The sequence below is a fragment of the Paenibacillus sp. 05T425 genome, assembly GCF_056396205.1.
Map to the genome: position 1 here is coordinate 790,782 of NZ_JBFTLA010000001.1, position 16,107 is coordinate 806,888.

The 16,107-nt window shown below is 51.4% G+C and carries 11 protein-coding genes; 4 read left to right on the forward strand and 7 right to left on the reverse strand.

Annotated elements, in window-relative coordinates:
- Positions 1–337: 337 nt before the first annotated feature.
- A complete protein-coding gene (locus tag AC1DF0_RS03285) occupies positions 338–943 on the reverse strand; it encodes an LOG family protein (protein WP_477573052.1) in 606 nt (201 codons plus the stop codon).
- A gap of 278 nt (positions 944–1,221) precedes the next feature.
- On the opposite strand from AC1DF0_RS03285, the gene AC1DF0_RS03290 reads away from it, so the two are divergent.
- Positions 1,222–4,728, forward strand: coding sequence for an RCC1 domain-containing protein (locus AC1DF0_RS03290; RefSeq protein WP_477573053.1), 3,507 nt, complete (start codon positions 1,222–1,224; stop codon positions 4,726–4,728).
- A gap of 124 nt (positions 4,729–4,852) precedes the next feature.
- Here the strand turns inward: AC1DF0_RS03290 and AC1DF0_RS03295 are convergent, their stop codons facing one another.
- The 4 genes from AC1DF0_RS03295 to AC1DF0_RS03310 form a co-directional block, all read right to left on the reverse strand.
- Positions 4,853–6,049, reverse strand: a complete 1,197-nt coding sequence (locus AC1DF0_RS03295) for a multidrug effflux MFS transporter (RefSeq protein WP_477573129.1) — start codon at positions 6,047–6,049, stop codon at positions 4,853–4,855.
- A 543-nt stretch (positions 6,050–6,592) separates the two neighbouring features.
- A complete protein-coding gene (locus AC1DF0_RS03300) occupies positions 6,593–8,002 on the reverse strand; it encodes an ABC transporter substrate-binding protein (protein ID WP_477573054.1) in 1,410 nt (469 codons plus the stop codon).
- A 78-nt stretch (positions 8,003–8,080) separates the two neighbouring features.
- Positions 8,081–8,908, reverse strand: a complete 828-nt coding sequence (locus AC1DF0_RS03305; protein ID WP_477573055.1) for a carbohydrate ABC transporter permease — start codon at positions 8,906–8,908, stop codon at positions 8,081–8,083.
- The gene (locus AC1DF0_RS03310; protein WP_477573056.1) at positions 8,905–9,858 is read right to left on the reverse strand and encodes a carbohydrate ABC transporter permease; all 954 of its coding nucleotides are present in this window, start codon (positions 9,856–9,858) and stop codon (positions 8,905–8,907) included. Before AC1DF0_RS03310 ends, AC1DF0_RS03305 begins: the two co-directional genes overlap by 4 nt.
- 273 nt (positions 9,859–10,131) lie before the next feature.
- Between AC1DF0_RS03310 and AC1DF0_RS03315 the strand changes: the two genes are divergently transcribed.
- Together AC1DF0_RS03315 and AC1DF0_RS03320 are read left to right on the forward strand one after the other, a co-directional pair.
- Positions 10,132–10,611: an RNA polymerase sigma factor gene (locus AC1DF0_RS03315; RefSeq protein WP_477573057.1), complete on the forward strand. Its 480-nt coding sequence runs from the start codon at positions 10,132–10,134 to the stop codon at positions 10,609–10,611.
- Positions 10,612–10,613: 2 nt separating this feature from the next.
- Positions 10,614–11,195 carry a hypothetical protein gene (locus AC1DF0_RS03320; RefSeq protein WP_442050688.1) on the forward strand — a complete coding sequence of 194 codons (582 nt, stop codon included), beginning with the start codon at positions 10,614–10,616 and terminating at the stop codon, positions 11,193–11,195.
- Positions 11,196–11,283: 88 nt separating this feature from the next.
- On the opposite strand, the gene AC1DF0_RS03325 is transcribed toward AC1DF0_RS03320, so the two are convergent.
- Positions 11,284–12,666 (reverse strand): hypothetical protein, encoded by a 1,383-nt coding sequence (locus AC1DF0_RS03325; protein WP_477573058.1) that lies wholly within the window; start codon positions 12,664–12,666, stop codon positions 11,284–11,286.
- Between the two features lie 150 nt (positions 12,667–12,816).
- Positions 12,817–13,251, reverse strand: coding sequence for an SRPBCC family protein (locus AC1DF0_RS03330; protein ID WP_477573059.1), 435 nt, complete (start codon positions 13,249–13,251; stop codon positions 12,817–12,819).
- Between the two features lie 255 nt (positions 13,252–13,506).
- On the opposite strand from AC1DF0_RS03330, the gene AC1DF0_RS03335 reads away from it, so the two are divergent.
- Positions 13,507–15,723, forward strand: a complete 2,217-nt coding sequence (locus tag AC1DF0_RS03335) for a carbohydrate-binding domain-containing protein (RefSeq protein ID WP_477573060.1) — start codon at positions 13,507–13,509, stop codon at positions 15,721–15,723.
- Positions 15,724–16,107: the final 384 nt, after the last annotated feature.

Below are 16,107 nucleotides of genomic sequence, written 5' to 3' on the forward strand. Positions count from 1 at the left end.
AATTCACTTTCCTTCCTTTTTGAACGCCATGTCGCACTCTTAAAAACATCACAAGCGTAAACGGCTGTCGCCGTCCTTTAGCGGCAGAAGCTCGTTTCGTGGAGATATATAAGAACCTGATTAAGTGAAAACTTATAAATTCTTATATATTGAAAAGCGGTAAAAATCGTCTTTCATAGCGGCTGCTATCATTTATGAAATGGGTTTCATTAAAGGCATATAAATTATAAAACTACTCTGTAAGCGTTGTCAACAATTGGATTGTAACTATTTTCCTCAACTCATAACAAAAAAACAGTCCAAGGCTGATGCCCCGAACTGTTACTTTGATATAATGCTATACGGACTCTACTGCCGACTGCGCCGGGCTGATTTCGCTCCATTTGAACGATTGCTCCGATGGCTTGTAATTGGCGATACGCTCGAGCAGAACATCGGGGTCGCTCTCGACAATGAACAGATCAAGGTTCGATTCTCTCATGAATCCTTCCTTTACCGCATGCTTCAGAAGGTCAATCAACGGATTGTAGAATTCTCTTACATTCAGGAGGCCGATCGGTTTCTTGTGGATGCCAATCTGCGCCCAGCACGCCATCTCGAACAGTTCCTCGAATGTTCCAAGTCCGCCTGGCATGCTGATATACGCATCTCCCAGCTCGGACATCTTCGCCTTGCGTTCATGCATATTGGCAACCTCGTAAAACTCCGTCAGCTCGGTATGCATCACTTCACCGCTAAATAGCCCCCGCGGCATAACGCCGATTACCTTGCCTCCGGATTCCAATACCGAGCCCGCAATACGCCCCATTAGGCCTAGCTTGCCGCCGCCGTATACTAGCTCTATATTTTGGGCCGCCAAGGCTTTGCCTAAAGCGATTGCGGAATTTTCATAATCGACATGGTTTCCCGGATTGGATCCCGAATAGACGCAAATTCGTTTCATTTTGTTTGTTGCTCCTCTGCTTCTGCATTTTTGATTCCATTCAACAGATGGTGTTTAAGTCTCTTTATACTACTCTTCGCCTTAACTATTTTCCATATCAAAAAAATCCAAATAAATCATTTCGTTAGCGGCGAGGGCCCTCCAGATTTTCATTTGCGTTCGCCTTCCAACAAATTCGAGAAATATTGATAACTTTCGTTAATTTCTTCCGCCCTTATTTATTAGTAAAATGACAGGAAAGATCAAATGATCCGCAATCGTTTAGGAGGAAAATGACAATGAAAAGATTGGGTTATATGCTGCTCTGCGCGTTCATTCTGCTAAGCGCCATACATGTTCCGGCGCGACAAGTTGCAGAAGCAGCGGCAGCGACGGCCGTTCCCCAAATCTACGCGAACGAATACTCCAGCGTAGGTCTGGTCAGCGACGGAACAGTGTGGTCTTGGGGAAGGGGAGGCAGAGGGCAGTTGGGCAACGGACGATCGAACAATTCTTCGTCCCCGGTTAAAGCCTCGGGCCTGTCCGACGCGCGAACGATAGCCGCCACGTACGCCAGCTCGTTTGCCGTCAAGAGCAACGGCACGGTACGTGCTTGGGGCGCGAACGAGAAAGGCCAGTTGGGCGACGGCACCGTAAGCGATCGGCTCTCGCCGGTTGCGGTGTCGGGACTTGCCGGCATTGCTTCGGTATCCAGCGGCCCGGGCTTGCATACGCTCGCCGTAGGCAACGACGGAAAGCTATGGGCATGGGGAAACAACGAAGACGGACAGCTAGGCGACGGTACGACCGACCAGCGGCTTACCCCCGTAGAGGTTGCCGGACTTCCCCCTATCGTACAAGCAGCGGTTGGCGGCTTCTTCAGCATGGCACTGGACTCGGACGGACAAGTATGGTCATGGGGATGGAACAAGCAGGGCCAGCTTGGTGACGGCACTGCCGACCATAATAGACTTATCCCTATGCCAATAGCCGGCTTAAGCAACATCGTCGCCGTGTCGGCAGGTTACAACCACGCGCTCGCGCTTGACGAGAACGGGGACGTGTGGGCATGGGGCCAAAATACGAACGGCGCCGTAGGTGACGGAACCTATACGGAACGCCGGACGCCGGTGAAGGTCGTTTCTTTGGACAACGTCGCCTCCATTTCCGCAGGCTTTTTTCACAATCTGGTCATTAAAACTGACGGTACGGTCTGGGGTTGGGGGTACAATGCTCAATACCAACTGGGCAATGGATCAACCGAGAAAACGAACTCGCCGATTCAGGTCCCCGGAGCAAGCGATATGCGGATGGTTGCCGCCGGGCAATTTCACAGCCTAGCCATGGGCCTGGACGGAATGGGCTGGGCATGGGGCTATAATAGCGGCGGATTGTTGGGCGATCGGACGGGAACGGATCGCCCGCTGCCCGTACAGAACTCGGCGGTGATGGACGTAACGGCTCCGGCGGTTGTTGACGGCGCGCTCGCCGTATCGGACGCGGGGACGAGCGGCTTAACGGTGAGTTGGCAGAAAGCGGCCGATAATATGTCTCCGCAGGTCGGCTTGCTCTACCAAGTATTCTTCTCCGATGCCGGCAATATCGGAACCGTGAATCAGATGCTTATGAACGGCATGGAAGCCGGCCCAATGCTGGAGGACATCGATTCGATCGAGGTAACGGGCCTTGAACCCGATCAGACCTATTATTTTAACGTAATCGTGTTGGACAGAGCCGGGAATATAAGCGCTTATGCGATGCAGCAAGGAGATACGGCTCCTGAAACGGTACCGGATACGGAAGCGCCGGTCGTTCAGTCCCTTCTTCCGGCTAACGGCTCCTCCCTCTCGCATCCGGTTGCAGATCTGTCGCTGACGTTCGATGAGCCTGTTGCAGCGGTCGCCGACAAAGAAATCGTCGTTCATCGTGCAGATGACGATGCCGTTGCAGCGACTATCGACGTTGCAGACGCGACACAGGTAGCGATATCCGGCGCGATAGTGAGCGTCCGACTGGAGGACCCGCTTCCATCCGATGCGGCTTATTATGTCCTTATTGATGCGGGTGCTTTCGAGGACTTAGCGGGCAATGCATTTGCCGGCATTAGCGATCCTTCGACCTGGAGCTTCGCCGTAGAAGAAGACACGGGCATTCCGATTCCTAGCGATGATGCAACGTTGACGTCGTTAATCGTGAACGCGGGAGCGAAAGCGCTGCGTCTCTCCCCTGCTTTTGCTCCGGACGTTATCGAATATACGGGCAGCGTTGCGCATTCGGTTGCTTCCGTTACGATTACGGCAGCCGCAAGCGATAGCCATGCTACCGTGACCGCGAGCGTCTATGACAGCGCGGACCGGGTCGTATTCGGTCCACTTGCTTTAACAGATGGAGAAGCAAGCGATCCGCTGCCGCTCAGAACGGGAAAAAACAGGATCGAGCTGACCGTTACCGCCGAAGATCATTCGGTGGCCATCTACCAAATAACCGTGAGGAGAAGCTCTGCTCCAGCAACAACGCCATCTCCCGCTGAGGGCGAGAAGCCCGTTGTGGCGAACGTAACCTTCAATGGCCAAGAGATGAATGTCATGGCGTCCGGAACGCTGCAATCGGACGACGGACGCACAACCGCAAATGTAACGGTAGATACGGATAAGCTTGCAGCGCAATTGGCCTTGGAGGACGACAAACCGGTCATTCGACTGACGATAGAAACAGACGTTGATCAAACGTCCGTGTTGCTGGGCGGACAATCCGTGAACCTGCTTAGAAACAAGCAAGCCGTGCTTGAGATCGTAACCGCGAATGGCAGCTACAGGCTGCTTGCGGAACATCTGCCTCTGGATTGGTTATCCGACCAATTCGGAACGGATGTGCAGCTTCAGGATGTTTCATTCCAGTTGGTTATCGCGGCAAGCAACGACAATCGGAGGGCGCAGCTTCAAACCGCGTCGACGCTCAAAGGCTTTGCCATTCTGACATCGCCGGTCGATTTCCGCTTGTTGGTTTCTTACGGCGGCAAAACAATCGAAGCCGATCGTTTCGATGCCTATGCGGAAAGAGAGCTGCCAATGCCAGAAGGAGTAAGTCCGGACGGGACGGTAACTGCCGTCGTATTGGAGTCGAACGGAGACATCCGTCACGTGCCGACGCGGTTCATCGTTCGGGACGGCCGGTATGCGGCGATTGCCAGCAGCTTAACGAATAGCAGCTATGCCCTTATTCGGCATTCGAGATCATTCAGCGACGTTGTCTCCCACTGGGCCGAGTCTGCCATTAACGATATGGCCTCGCGACTGATCGTCAGCGGCGTGAATAACGACTCCTTCAACCCGAACGGGGCCGTAAGCCGGGCAGAATTCGCCGCTATAATGATACGTGCGCTAGGATTGCCTGCGAACGGAGCAGGCTCGTCGTTTACGGACGTCGCCTCCAGCGATTGGTTCGCAGGCACAGCCTCTATTGCGCAGCAATATGGAATTATAGAAGGTGAACCTGACGGCAATTTCCGCCCGAACGCCCCCATCACGCGGCAAGAAGCGGCAGTCATCGTGTCGAGGGCTTGGCAGCTTGCCCGTACCGGGAGGGAAACCGCTTGGAACGATGCGAATTCCGGCCCGCGTTCAGAGTCTTTCCGCGATGAAGAGCAGATCGCGAGCTGGGCCAAGAAATCGGTCGATTTGACCGTCCAATTAGGACTGTTCAAGGGAACTTATGGCTCATTCCTGCCAAGCAGCAATCTGACGAGAGCGGAAGCTGCAGCTGTCGTGCAACGACTGCTCCAGCAAAGCGGACTCATTGATGGTTGAGCAGACCATCCATTCACCTCCTCCCTCGACTACAAAAAAGACCTCAACTTCCACTTTACCGTGGAAGTTGAGGTCTTTTCGCATGCCAATCGGGCGATCCCAAGCTGTACAAACGCTTTTTCTTCTATTTCGCAAGTCCTCTTCTTATCAAGAAGAAGTAAGCCAGCATCGCCACGACACTCGTCAATAAAATGATGACGCCGAGCGGTACGGCCGTGTCTTCACCTGCTATGCCGACTAGCGGAGTAACGACCGCTCCGAGCAAGAATGGTATGACGCCAAGCAGAGCCGCAGCGCTGCCGGCCTTCTCGCCTTGACTTTCCATTGCAAGCGGGAATGCCGCCGTTGATGTAATGCCGATTGCAGCTACGAATACAAATAATGGAATTACCAAGGCAAAAAGCGGTCCGTGTACGAAGGCTACCACTAAGACAACGACGCTAGCCAAACCGGCCAGTATGAGTCCGAACAGCAGGAAAGTGTGTTCCGATACGCGATGCGACATTCGTCCGACCAGCTGGGAGCCGAGGATCAGACTAATACCGTTCGTTCCGAATAATAGAGCAAAGACGGTCGGCGAAACCCCGTAAATATTTTGATAAATAAATGGCGTCCCCGAAACATACGCGAAAACCCCCGCGATCATAATGCCCTGTGCCAGCATGTAGCCGACAAATTGGCGATCCCGCAAGAGCGATCCGTAGTTCTGCAATTGCTGCATGAAATTGCTCGGTGTCCGGCGATCAGGCGGCAAAGTCTCCCGCAGTCTCCATTTTGTCATCGTTAACAGGTAGATTCCGAGCAGCGTCAGCGCTATAAATACGCCTTTCCAATCCGTGAAAGAAAGAATCCCGCTGCCGGCAACCGGGGCCACGAGCGGACCCAAATTTCCGACAAGCAAGAGCAACGAGAAAAATTTAGTGAGCTCGTGACCATTAAACAGGTCGCGTGCGATCGCGCGGGAAATGACAATGCCCGCCGAAGCGGCAAAACCTTGTACGAAGCGGAATGCGATCAACAGTCCGATATTGGGCGAGAATGCGCAAGCCAACGAAGCGATCAGATACACGGCCATAGAGATAAGCAGAGGGTTGCGTCTGCCATGAACGTCGCTCAGCGAACCCATGACGAGCTGCCCGATACCAAGTCCGAGCAAACAAGCCGTCAAGCTTAGCTGCACCAGGGAAGCCGTCGTTTCGAATTGCTTCACGATTTCCGGGAATGCAGGTAAATACATATCGATCGTAAAAGGGCCGAGTGTCGAAAATAATCCAAGCAGCAAAGCTAGTCTGAACACGTTCTGTTTGTTGTTGCTGGTCATCATGATGTGAGTCTCCTATTGTGTAAGCGGCAAAACCTAGTCCTTGTGAGCTTTGCTTAACTTTACCTGATTAATCATTAATATAAATGTAATTAAGCATTTCTGTCTACCTTAGCTCGTTTATTTCCTTTTAACCATCATATAGAGCTGAACACTTCATACCACAACCATAACAAAAGTAACGGAATGCAGCAGACGATAAAAATGGATATTACAATGGCCTTGTTCTTGAGTTGTCTCCTCATCTATACCCTCCGTTCATCACTCTAGCTCCTAAATAAACGGATTGCAGGTCAGCTTTGTTGCTAATCTATGGATTTATTAGGTTTACTGCTCGCGAACCGCGTGAACCTGCACGATTAGCAAGTCCGATCCTTGCCTGTCTCGCGCAGCAGCGCATGTTCGATATGTCCATCGGATATAATCGGTTTGGCCTCCATCACCTCATTTTCCAACTATTAGGTTTACCTAGCCCCGCCCAAACGATTCACATCATTAAGCAGAACGCAGCCGATCACGTTAGATCGGCTGCCCTCTTCTGCATTATTGAACGGTTTTATTGTAAGTTGCAATCTTATCGGTAATCGCCTTGGAGGCGTCTTCCAACGCCTTCGTTGCGTCTTTGGCACCTGTGAATACCTCTTCCATCGCCCCTTCGACAATTTGACGAGCTTCTGGGAACACGCCCATAACCGCACCTTGCGTTGCCGTGGATAATTTTGTTCCATGCAACTGGTCGATTGCCGTTTGGAATTGCGGGTAGTTGACGAGGTTGTCCTTCACGATCTGCTCGTCATACGCTAATTTGTTGATCGGGAAATAGCCCGTATTAATATGCCACTGTGCCTGCGTCTTCGGCTCTGCCAAATACTTAATGAACTCCCAAGTAGCCTGTTGCTCGGCATCCGACTTATTGTTCAGAACCCATAGGCTCGCTCCTCCGACAATAACGCCGCCGTCCGTTGTTGCGCCAGCCGGCTTCGGCAGAGGTGCTGTTCCGACCTCGAATTTGCCCTTTGCGCCGTCTACGATGCCGCGCAGGCTTCCAGTAGAATCGAGCGTCATACCCACTTGCCCAGCTAGGAACGCTTTTTTCGTATCGTCTGTTTTACGTCCGAGGTTAAGCGCTGCTTTGCTATCCAGCAGCTCCTTCATCCAATTAATCGTTTGAATGCCGGCTTCGCTGTTCAACTGCGACTCCGTTGCAGGCGCGGTACGTCCATTGCCGTTGTTGACATACTCCGCGCCTTGGTTTGCAAACAGCTGTTCCATGAACCAGCCATAGATGGCGAAGGATGCGCCGGTCTGGCCGTCTTTCGTCAGAGCCTTAGCTGCAGCTGTGACTTCCTCGTACGTCTTAGGCGGATTTTCCGCATCAAGTCCTGCCGCCTTGAACATATCTTTGTTGTAGTATAGAACGGGATTAGACGTGTTGAACGGCATCGAGTACAGCTTGTCGTCAAATTTATAGTAGCCAAGAATGTTCTCTTCCAGGTTGGATATATCATAGCTTTCAGCATCGATGAAGTTTTGAACAGGCGTCACTGCCTTGGAGTCGATCATGAATTTAGAGCCAATCTCGTACACTTGGATCAGCGACGGCCCTGATTTGGCATCCATGGAAGCCTTCATCTTGTTCAAGCTCTCATCGTAAGTGCCTTGGAACACTTCCTCCACTTGGATGTCGGAATGAGAAGCATTGAAATCGCTCGCAAGATGCGTGACCACTTTACCGAGCTCGCCGCCCATGGAGTGCCACCAGATCACTTTAACCGGCTCTTTTGGAGCATCCGTCGATGCCTGTTCCGAAGCGTTTCCTTCGCTTGCTGCCGTATTGTTCGGCTGCTCATTACCCGTATTACCGTTCGTTACGCCGTCTCCGCAAGCCGTCATTAACACCATCATCGCTGTCGTAGCCATTAGCATGGCTATTTTGAACCGGTTTGTCTTCATCGTTTCTCTCCCTTAATCTCTTTTTTATTTGGAATGTCCTAAGACAATATCCACGTACCCACAACGATCGATTGCTGATTACCCTTTGATCGCACCGGCCGTCAAACCTCCGACCAGCTGTTTCAGTCCAAGTATAAGCAAAATAAGAGATGGCAGCAGGACAAGCGAGACCCCCGCCAATACGAGATTCCAAGATGTCATTTCCTCGAATTGAAGCATGCTGATGCCAATCTGAACGGTGCGCATTTTGTCGCTGCTCGTTACGAGGAGCGGCCACAGATACATATTCCATGCGTTCAGAAACGCATAAACGGCCAGTGAAGCGAGTGCAGGACGGGACAGCGGCAACACGATTCTTATAAAATGTCTAACATGGCCGCAGCCGTCGATCTTCGCCGCTTCGAACAACTCCCGCGGCAGCTGCATGAAAAATTGGCGCAGCAAAAATATTCCGAAAGCAGAAGCGATGAAGGGAACAGTCAATCCCTGGTAGCTGTCCAGCCACTCCCATGACTTGATCGTCAAGTAATTCGGGATAATCGTGACTTCCCAAGGAATCATCATCGTCGAGAGGAATATCGCAAACAAGAGCGCTTTGCCGCGAAAAGCGACGTATACGAATGCGTAAGCAGCCATGCTTGCCGTTAGGACTTGTCCGATCATAATGGACGCAGAGATCACAAAACTGTTCATAATAAAGGATTGAAGCGGCACCAGATCAAGCACCGTACGTAAGGTCCCGAGATGCAGGCTGGACGGAAACAACTTGTGCGGATACACCGATGATTCTTCCGGCGTCATCAGTGAAGCGAGAAAAGTATACGCCAGCGGGTATAACACTAGGGACGCCGCAAGGATAAGGACGAAATAGAGGAGCGACGAACGCAGCAATCGATTAGCTGTCATTGATAGTGCACCTTCTTCTCTACAAACCGGAATTGAATCCATGTAAGAATCAGAATCATGACGAACAATACGAGCGCCAGCGCACTCCCCGTCCCGAATTGATAATTAACGAATGCTTCCTTATAAATGGAATAAACGAATGCCTCTGTCGAGCCAGCCGGTCCGCCTTTGGTCAAAATATGAATTTGACCGAAAGATTGAAAGGCGTTCATGACAGACACGACGGTCAGAAAGAAAACGGTTGGCGACAGCAACGGCAGTAATATTAGAAAGAAAGTACGGAACGGGCCGGAACCGTCAATACGCGCGCTATCTCGAATGTCGTCGCTAATTCCTTGCAGGCCGCTTAGCAGCAGGATGTAATTAAATCCGGAATTCATCCAGACGGTCATGATCGAGATCGAGATCAGCGCCCAGGTCGGGTCGACCAGCCATCCAATCGGAGAAACACCCAGCTTCGAGAGAAAATAATTAAACATCCCCGTTGTCGGATGATAAAGCATCATCCAAATAACAGAAGATGTGCTTACGGACAGCGCAACCGGCAGGGAAAAAACAAATCGGAATACACTCATCCCTCTTAGCTTCGCATGCGTCAACGCTGCGAGCAGCAGCCCGGCAACGATGCCAGCCGGAACCGTCAGCAGCGTAAACTTCATGGTTACGCTAAGGCTATTCCAGAAAGCGGGCGAAGCAAACAATTGGTTGAAATTATCGAGGCCGACGAAAGCGGCTACCTGACCTCGCGGATCTGTCAGGTGAAAGCTTAGATAGATGGACTGCAGCAGCGGATAAAACAAAAAAACGGAAAACAAGACTAAGGAAGGGGCAAGAAATGCGTAACCTGCAGCATTTTCCTTCCAGATCGATAAACGTTTTGCTCCTTTGCGAACAACGGTTTTTTTGGTACGAATGCCGCTGTTGTAAACCTCTCGATGCGTCGTGCTCATTCCATCACCAACCCTCTTCATAACATAGTTGAACTATACGGGTACTTTGTTCGGTGAATGTAAGAGGGATGCTAAGATTTTGTTCCGCGGGGGAAGAGAATACACAAAAGAAAAATATATCTGTTTAAAACAATTACATGACCATTTCGGTTATTTTGGTGATACTGATAGGAACGGCGTTGCCCTTTTATAACCATTGTCCCAAACTTTTTTTGGGCAACGTGAAAAATAACGGCCTCCTCAATTGTATTACTAGTGAAAGGGGGACATCAGGTGCACGATTCATATGAGCTCAATGAATCCGTTCGCAAAGCCGTGGTCAACTATTCAGACAGCCTGGTCAAGATAGCGTTCGCCTATCTCAAAAACGTTGCCGATGCGGAGGAAGTCGCGCAGGAAGTATTCCTCGCCTATCTCCAAAAAACCCCCGTTTTTGACAGCGACGAGCATGAGAAAGCATGGTTAATTCGAACGACGATAAATAAATGCAAAAACCTGCTCAAGACGGGCTGGTTTAGAAGTCGGAACCCGATACCGGACAACTTATCTTACCTTCCTAAGGATGAATACATGGTTTTGCAGGCTGTTTTGTCATTGGATAAGAAATACCGCGTTCCGATCCATCTGCATTATTACGAGGGATACACATTGGAAGAAATAGCTGACCTTCTAAACGCCAAACCTGCAACGGTAGGGACTTGGCTTGCCCGCGGGCGCAATCAGCTTAAAGAAGTAATAGGCGGTGATTTGTGAAAATGAAGAAAATAGATTATAAATCGGCCATGTCCAAATTGAAAACAAGCGAAGACTTTGAGCATCGTACGCTTGAACGGCTAAGCAAGGAAAGCCGCAACATAATCGATATTGATAAGCGAAAAGGAGATAATCACATGAAAACAGCTAATCCGGCAGTAAAGAAAAACAAGGTATTCATCTGGGCAACGAGCGTTGCTGCATGCGCAGTCTTAACGTTGAGCATCTATGCGGTTAACCAAAATGGAAGCAGTACTGCCCCTGATCCTGCCACGAACAACCCAAATAATGGCGCCGTCGTCGAAAATAACGGTCCAGGGGCAGGCTCGTCGGCAAAACAAAGGGTCAACATTGACGGCGTTATTGAAGAGGTAAGCGCTGACGGTCAAAGCTTCCGAATCGGCGAGCTTTGGGTGACAGTAACCGAAGACACGACTTACGGCATATCGGACACGACGGCACCGGATGCTTCCGAGCAGCTGGTGAGCAAGGAATTTAAAGTCGGCAACACGGTATCCGGCTTCACTTCGGAAGACGTCGCGAGCGGCAAAGTAACGGCTAATGTGATTTACAACAATTTTTAAGCTTTAAACATCATATCAAAAAAGGCTCGCCTGCTCAGCATGAATCAGCTGAGCGGGAGAGCCTTTTTCATTTATCCGTATGAGCGACTTATGACGCTTCTCCGTGCAGGTAACGGAAGAACGGCTTATCTACCCAGAATTCGAACGGCGTGATGACCGCGGTAGGATCAATCGCTTTAAGTCCTGCCACAACCTTCGCGGAATCCTCATTCAGCGAGAACGGGTTAACCGTGTACGTGCTGTCCGGATCGGAAATCAGATTGTTCGTAATGACTTCGTAATTGGCAAGCTCCGTGTTCGAGTAGTACAACGGCTGCCACCACGAACCGTAGATCAATCCTTGCTGATCGGCAACGTTTTTCTTCGCGAACTTCTCGATAATGCCGTCGAATGCCGCTTTGTCGGCCGCCGTCGCGAATTCGAACGCAAGATCATATTCCTTCGCGAATGCGATATAGTTGCCGTTAGCGATTTGCACGACATTCGGACCCGGGTCGCCCCAGTCGGCCAAGAACAGAAACGCGGACGTTTTCGGCTCGAATTGCACCTTCGCGTCGATGCCTTCGCTGCGCAGCAAGCCGATCAGCTGCTGGGCATGCTTAAAGTCGGAATGACCGTAAATAAGCGACAAGGAGTCGATGAAGTTGGCGTCGTAACGGGTGTCCTTGATGTTGTAGCCCGTGAACAGCTCCTTCTCAAGCCCCGCGTTCACCAGCTTCTGCAGCTTCGGAGCGTCGATCAAATCCGATGTCTCGTAAGCCGTGGAAAGCTTTGCGTAAATATCGGAATCGCTCGTGTAGCCGATGTATTTCTTGTATAGACCTTTCGTGATCAGAACCTGGCCGAGCAGCGTTTGGATCAGCTCGTCGCTCGCAGGGGCGTTCGGTTTAAAGCCTTGGCCAAGCGAAGCCGGCAGCAAGCCCGTGTCGATTGCGGCAGCAACCTCCTGGGAGGCCTTAACGCCAAGCGTGCCCTTCTTGACTTGAACCTTGGCGAGCACGTTATCCGCCTTCGCAGCCGGGTAAGTGGAGGCAAGCTCCTTCAAGTCCGCCGCCCGCAGCGCGATCGCGACCGCCACGTAGTTCGTAAGCTGCTGATCGGCCTGAATGGACGGACCAGCCAAAATACCTTGCTCATAAAGAGCGGCAGCGGCTTTGAACACCGGCGCGTCCGCAGTCAAATCGGTAAAGGTTACATCCTTGCCGGAAGGCTTATACTCGAAAATGTCGGCGACAGCTTCGATGAGCTGTCCCTTCGTTACTTTACCGGAAAGCTGAACGTCGTATTTCTCCTGCAAAAACTGCTTGTATTGTGCTGCTCCGTCCTTTGCAGAGACTGAAGAAGGAGCTGTCGATACGGCTTGCACCGCTACCGGCGTTGCGGCAAATGCGGTTGCTTGCGTAAATAATAGAGATGATGAGAGCAAAAAGGCAGCAAGCATCTTGGTGCTGAATAGTGCTGTTCGTTTCATGGGCTTGACCTCCATTATAATAATTCCGATAAAAATAATCGGGTATGTAATTTCACCTAGTATAGCAACGCTTGGTTAATGATGTCAACGAAAAAATATAACAAGCGCATGCCAATGCCGGCATGCGCTCTTAAGGCTGCGAATATTCTGCTATTCTTCTTTCGCCGATTCGGCATATTTCTTGAAATTATCCAAAATCGCCTGCCATCCGGCTTGCTGCATCTCGACGGCGTTAGTCTCTTCGGCCTCGAACGATTCGACGATTTTGGTGTCGTCGCCTTGGGCAATAAAAGCGATGCTTACCTTCCTGCCGTCGCCCAATGTATAAGCGATGCTCTCGTTAAGGCTCACCTCGTCGTAAACGCCGCCGAAATCAAATCCGAAGCTTCCGTCCTTGGCTTCCATTCTCGAGACGAATGCACCGCCGACCCTAAGATCGTTCTCCGCGATCGGCGTGTGCCAGTCATCGGAAGCATTGTTCCATTGCTTGATATGCTTCGGTTCCGTCCAAAATTTCCATACGCTTGCTACGGGAGAATGAACGATCGCTTCCACCGTTATCGTTACCGGACTGCTTGTTCCCATTACTTAACCTCCTCATATGCTATGAATCTATTTTTCTCAAATAATACCATAATCATTCATCGCTAGTCGATATGTCTGAAGCGCTATCATATGACCTGATATATGGAACGACGAACAGGGAATGGATGAATCGACATCGCCGAAATAAATTTTCGTTCAAGCAGCTTTCAACAAGCTTTCAATTCGGTTTAAGGTACGCTTAAGGAAACATCTGTAATCTGGCAATGTCATAAACAACCGAAAGGAAGTGAAGTTATGTTATTGAAACGAACGACGATGTTGATGCTGGCAATCGTGCTGGCACTCACGACTATGATTCAAGCCGTATCCGCCCAATCTGCCGAGCAGACGGTCATCACGCTCTCCGATGCCGGAGTAACGGTAGACGGACAAGCTGCTTCCACCGATGCTTCAAGCGCAGTGTATACAGGCGCGGACATCGTTTATTACGAGTCCGGACGCGGCAGCAGCTATGGCGAAGGAACCGAATCCGATGCGCATAGCGCGGAGGAGGCTTCCGCGCATACGGTCGTTACCATCACGGAGCCGGGCACCTATCGCGTATCCGGCCAGCTCTCCAAGGGCCAGCTGGCGATCGACCTAGGCAAGGAAGCGGCAAGCGATCCCGACGCGCGTGTCACTCTGATTTTGGACGGAGCGGACATTACGAGCACTGTCGCGCCCGGGGTCATTTTCTATAACGTCTACGAGCCTTACAGCGACACCGAGGATACGAAAGGCGTTGTTGATCTTAGCAAGGCCGGCGCGCAGGTCATTATCGCCGACGGTACGGTGAACACGGTGAACGGATCGTATGTGGCGAAAATCTACAAAGAGGGCACAACGAGCAAGCTGCACAAATACGACGGGGCCTTCTACTCCAAAATGTCGATGAATATTTCCGGCGGAGCTGCCGGAACGGGAGAGCTGCGCATTACGGCAGCCAAAGAAGGATTGAATTCGGAACTGCACTTGGCTTTGAACAGCGGCAACGTGTATATCTCGGCCCAAGATGACGGGATCAATACGAATGAGGACGGCATCTCCGTCACGAGCATCAACGGCGGCTACCTTTACGTCAACGCCGGTCTTGGAGCCGAGGGCGACGGCATCGACTCCAACGGCTACTTGACGGTTAACGGCGGCACGATCGTGACGATGTCCAACGAACGAAGCCCCGACGGCGGCATTGACGCGGACAAAGCTATTCTGATCAACGGCGGCACGGTAACAGCCCTTGGTACCCGCAACGATGCCGTATCGCAAGATTCCAAGCAGACGTATATGGAGCTCGCCTTCGCTTCGACCCAAGCGGCAGGAAGCGTCGTTGCGCTAACCGATGCGGACGGCAACGAAATATTTAGCCATACGGCTGAGAAAGCGTTCCAAAGCATAACGTTCTCATCATCGCAATTGAAGCTCGATACCGAATATCATCTCTATGTGAACGGCGTCCAGCAGCAGTATACGGGCAATGCTTCCGGCATGATGGGCGGCGGCGGCAACCGCCCGCAAGACGGAGGACCCGGCGAAGGCAACCGTCCGGAGACCGGAGGCATGAACGGCCCTGCTCCGACAGGCAATCCGCCTACGGGCGACTTTACGCCGCCGGCCAATACGAACGGCACCGAGCCGGACGGCGCTGCGGCTAACGTTGCAGGGTCGACTGCCTTCATCGTTACCGAAGCCGTATCCAGCTTCTCGGGCATTTCCCAGGCTTCGGATGCCAGCGGCAAAACGCGCGTAAGCTTCACGGTCAATAACGGCGCGGGTATTCGGAACGCCGCGACCGGCCAACAAGCGGTACTGGAGCAAATCGCTGCAAGCGCGGATGTACCGGAGCAAGATATTCAAGTGACGGTGACCGACGTGCCGTCGGAAAACTATTCCGAAACAAAGCTGCTGTCGGAACTGAAAGGTTCGCTGTCAGACATCATGCCGGAGGCGGACGGTCAGTATCGCCTGACGGTAGCCGTCGTTTCCACTAATGAAACGTATACCGGCGTATCGCAATGGCTGTTCACGATCGGCGGACTGCCGTTTACGGATCTTAACCCGGCCGACCCGGCTTACCAAGCCGTGAAAGCCTTGTACGACAAAGGTCTGATGGTCGGAACGGGCAGCTCCAGCTTTTCGCCGACTGCTTCCGTAACCCGCGCAATGGCCATTACGACGCTTGGCCGGCTGTTACGCGTTGAAGCGGCCGAATCGTCCGCCTTCAACGATGTTGCAGCGGGCAGCTGGTATAGCGGTTATGTAGGATGGGCTGCCGAGAACGGCATCGTGGTCGGCAACGGAAAAGGGTTGTTCCTTCCCAACCAACCGTTGACGGCGGAGCAGATGGGACTTATCTTATCCCGCTACGCCGAGCTTGCGAACATCGAGCTTTCGATCGACGAGCTGCTTCCCGATCAAGAAGAACAAAGTCTAACTCGTGCTGAGCTGGCGATTGTCCTTAACGAGCTGCTGTAAGGACATCTCTAACTTTTTACGGAATCATACACTAATGCACAAAACCTAGCTTACTTTTGCCTGTATTCCGTACAGTCTAATCGGTCCCAAACGCCTGTGAAGTCACTTTTGAGTGGAAATTATACAGCCAAAAGAGGGATTTTATCCCTCATCGACCATTTTCCGTCCATATGACTGTACAAAATCCAACCAAACTCTGAAGTTCTCTCATTCCTTGCCTTTTGATTGTATGAAATCCATTCAAAAAGCGAAACAACTTGATCGAAACGGAATAAATAAAACGAAAGAGGAACATCCCATGATGTTCCTCTTTCGTTTGCCGCCCTCATTACTTTATGTTGCGGACAAATGGTGCTACAATATCTAGGTATGGCTATAATGACT

Coding starts and splice junctions, on each gene's coding strand:
- AC1DF0_RS03285 (WP_477573052.1), bottom strand. CDS start 943: ATGAAACGAATTTGCGTCTATTCGGGATCCAATCCGGGAAACCATGTC.
- AC1DF0_RS03290 (WP_477573053.1), top strand. CDS start 1,222: ATGAAAAGATTGGGTTATATGCTGCTCTGCGCGTTCATTCTGCTAAGC.
- AC1DF0_RS03295 (WP_477573129.1), bottom strand. CDS start 6,049: ATGACCAGCAACAACAAACAGAACGTGTTCAGACTAGCTTTGCTGCTT.
- AC1DF0_RS03300 (WP_477573054.1), bottom strand. CDS start 8,002: ATGAAGACAAACCGGTTCAAAATAGCCATGCTAATGGCTACGACAGCG.
- AC1DF0_RS03305 (WP_477573055.1), bottom strand. CDS start 8,908: ATGACAGCTAATCGATTGCTGCGTTCGTCGCTCCTCTATTTCGTCCTT.
- AC1DF0_RS03310 (WP_477573056.1), bottom strand. CDS start 9,858: ATGAGCACGACGCATCGAGAGGTTTACAACAGCGGCATTCGTACCAAA.
- AC1DF0_RS03320 (WP_442050688.1), top strand. CDS start 10,614: ATGAAGAAAATAGATTATAAATCGGCCATGTCCAAATTGAAAACAAGC.
- AC1DF0_RS03325 (WP_477573058.1), bottom strand. CDS start 12,666: ATGAAACGAACAGCACTATTCAGCACCAAGATGCTTGCTGCCTTTTTG.
- AC1DF0_RS03330 (WP_477573059.1), bottom strand. CDS start 13,251: ATGGGAACAAGCAGTCCGGTAACGATAACGGTGGAAGCGATCGTTCAT.
- AC1DF0_RS03335 (WP_477573060.1), top strand. CDS start 13,507: ATGTTATTGAAACGAACGACGATGTTGATGCTGGCAATCGTGCTGGCA.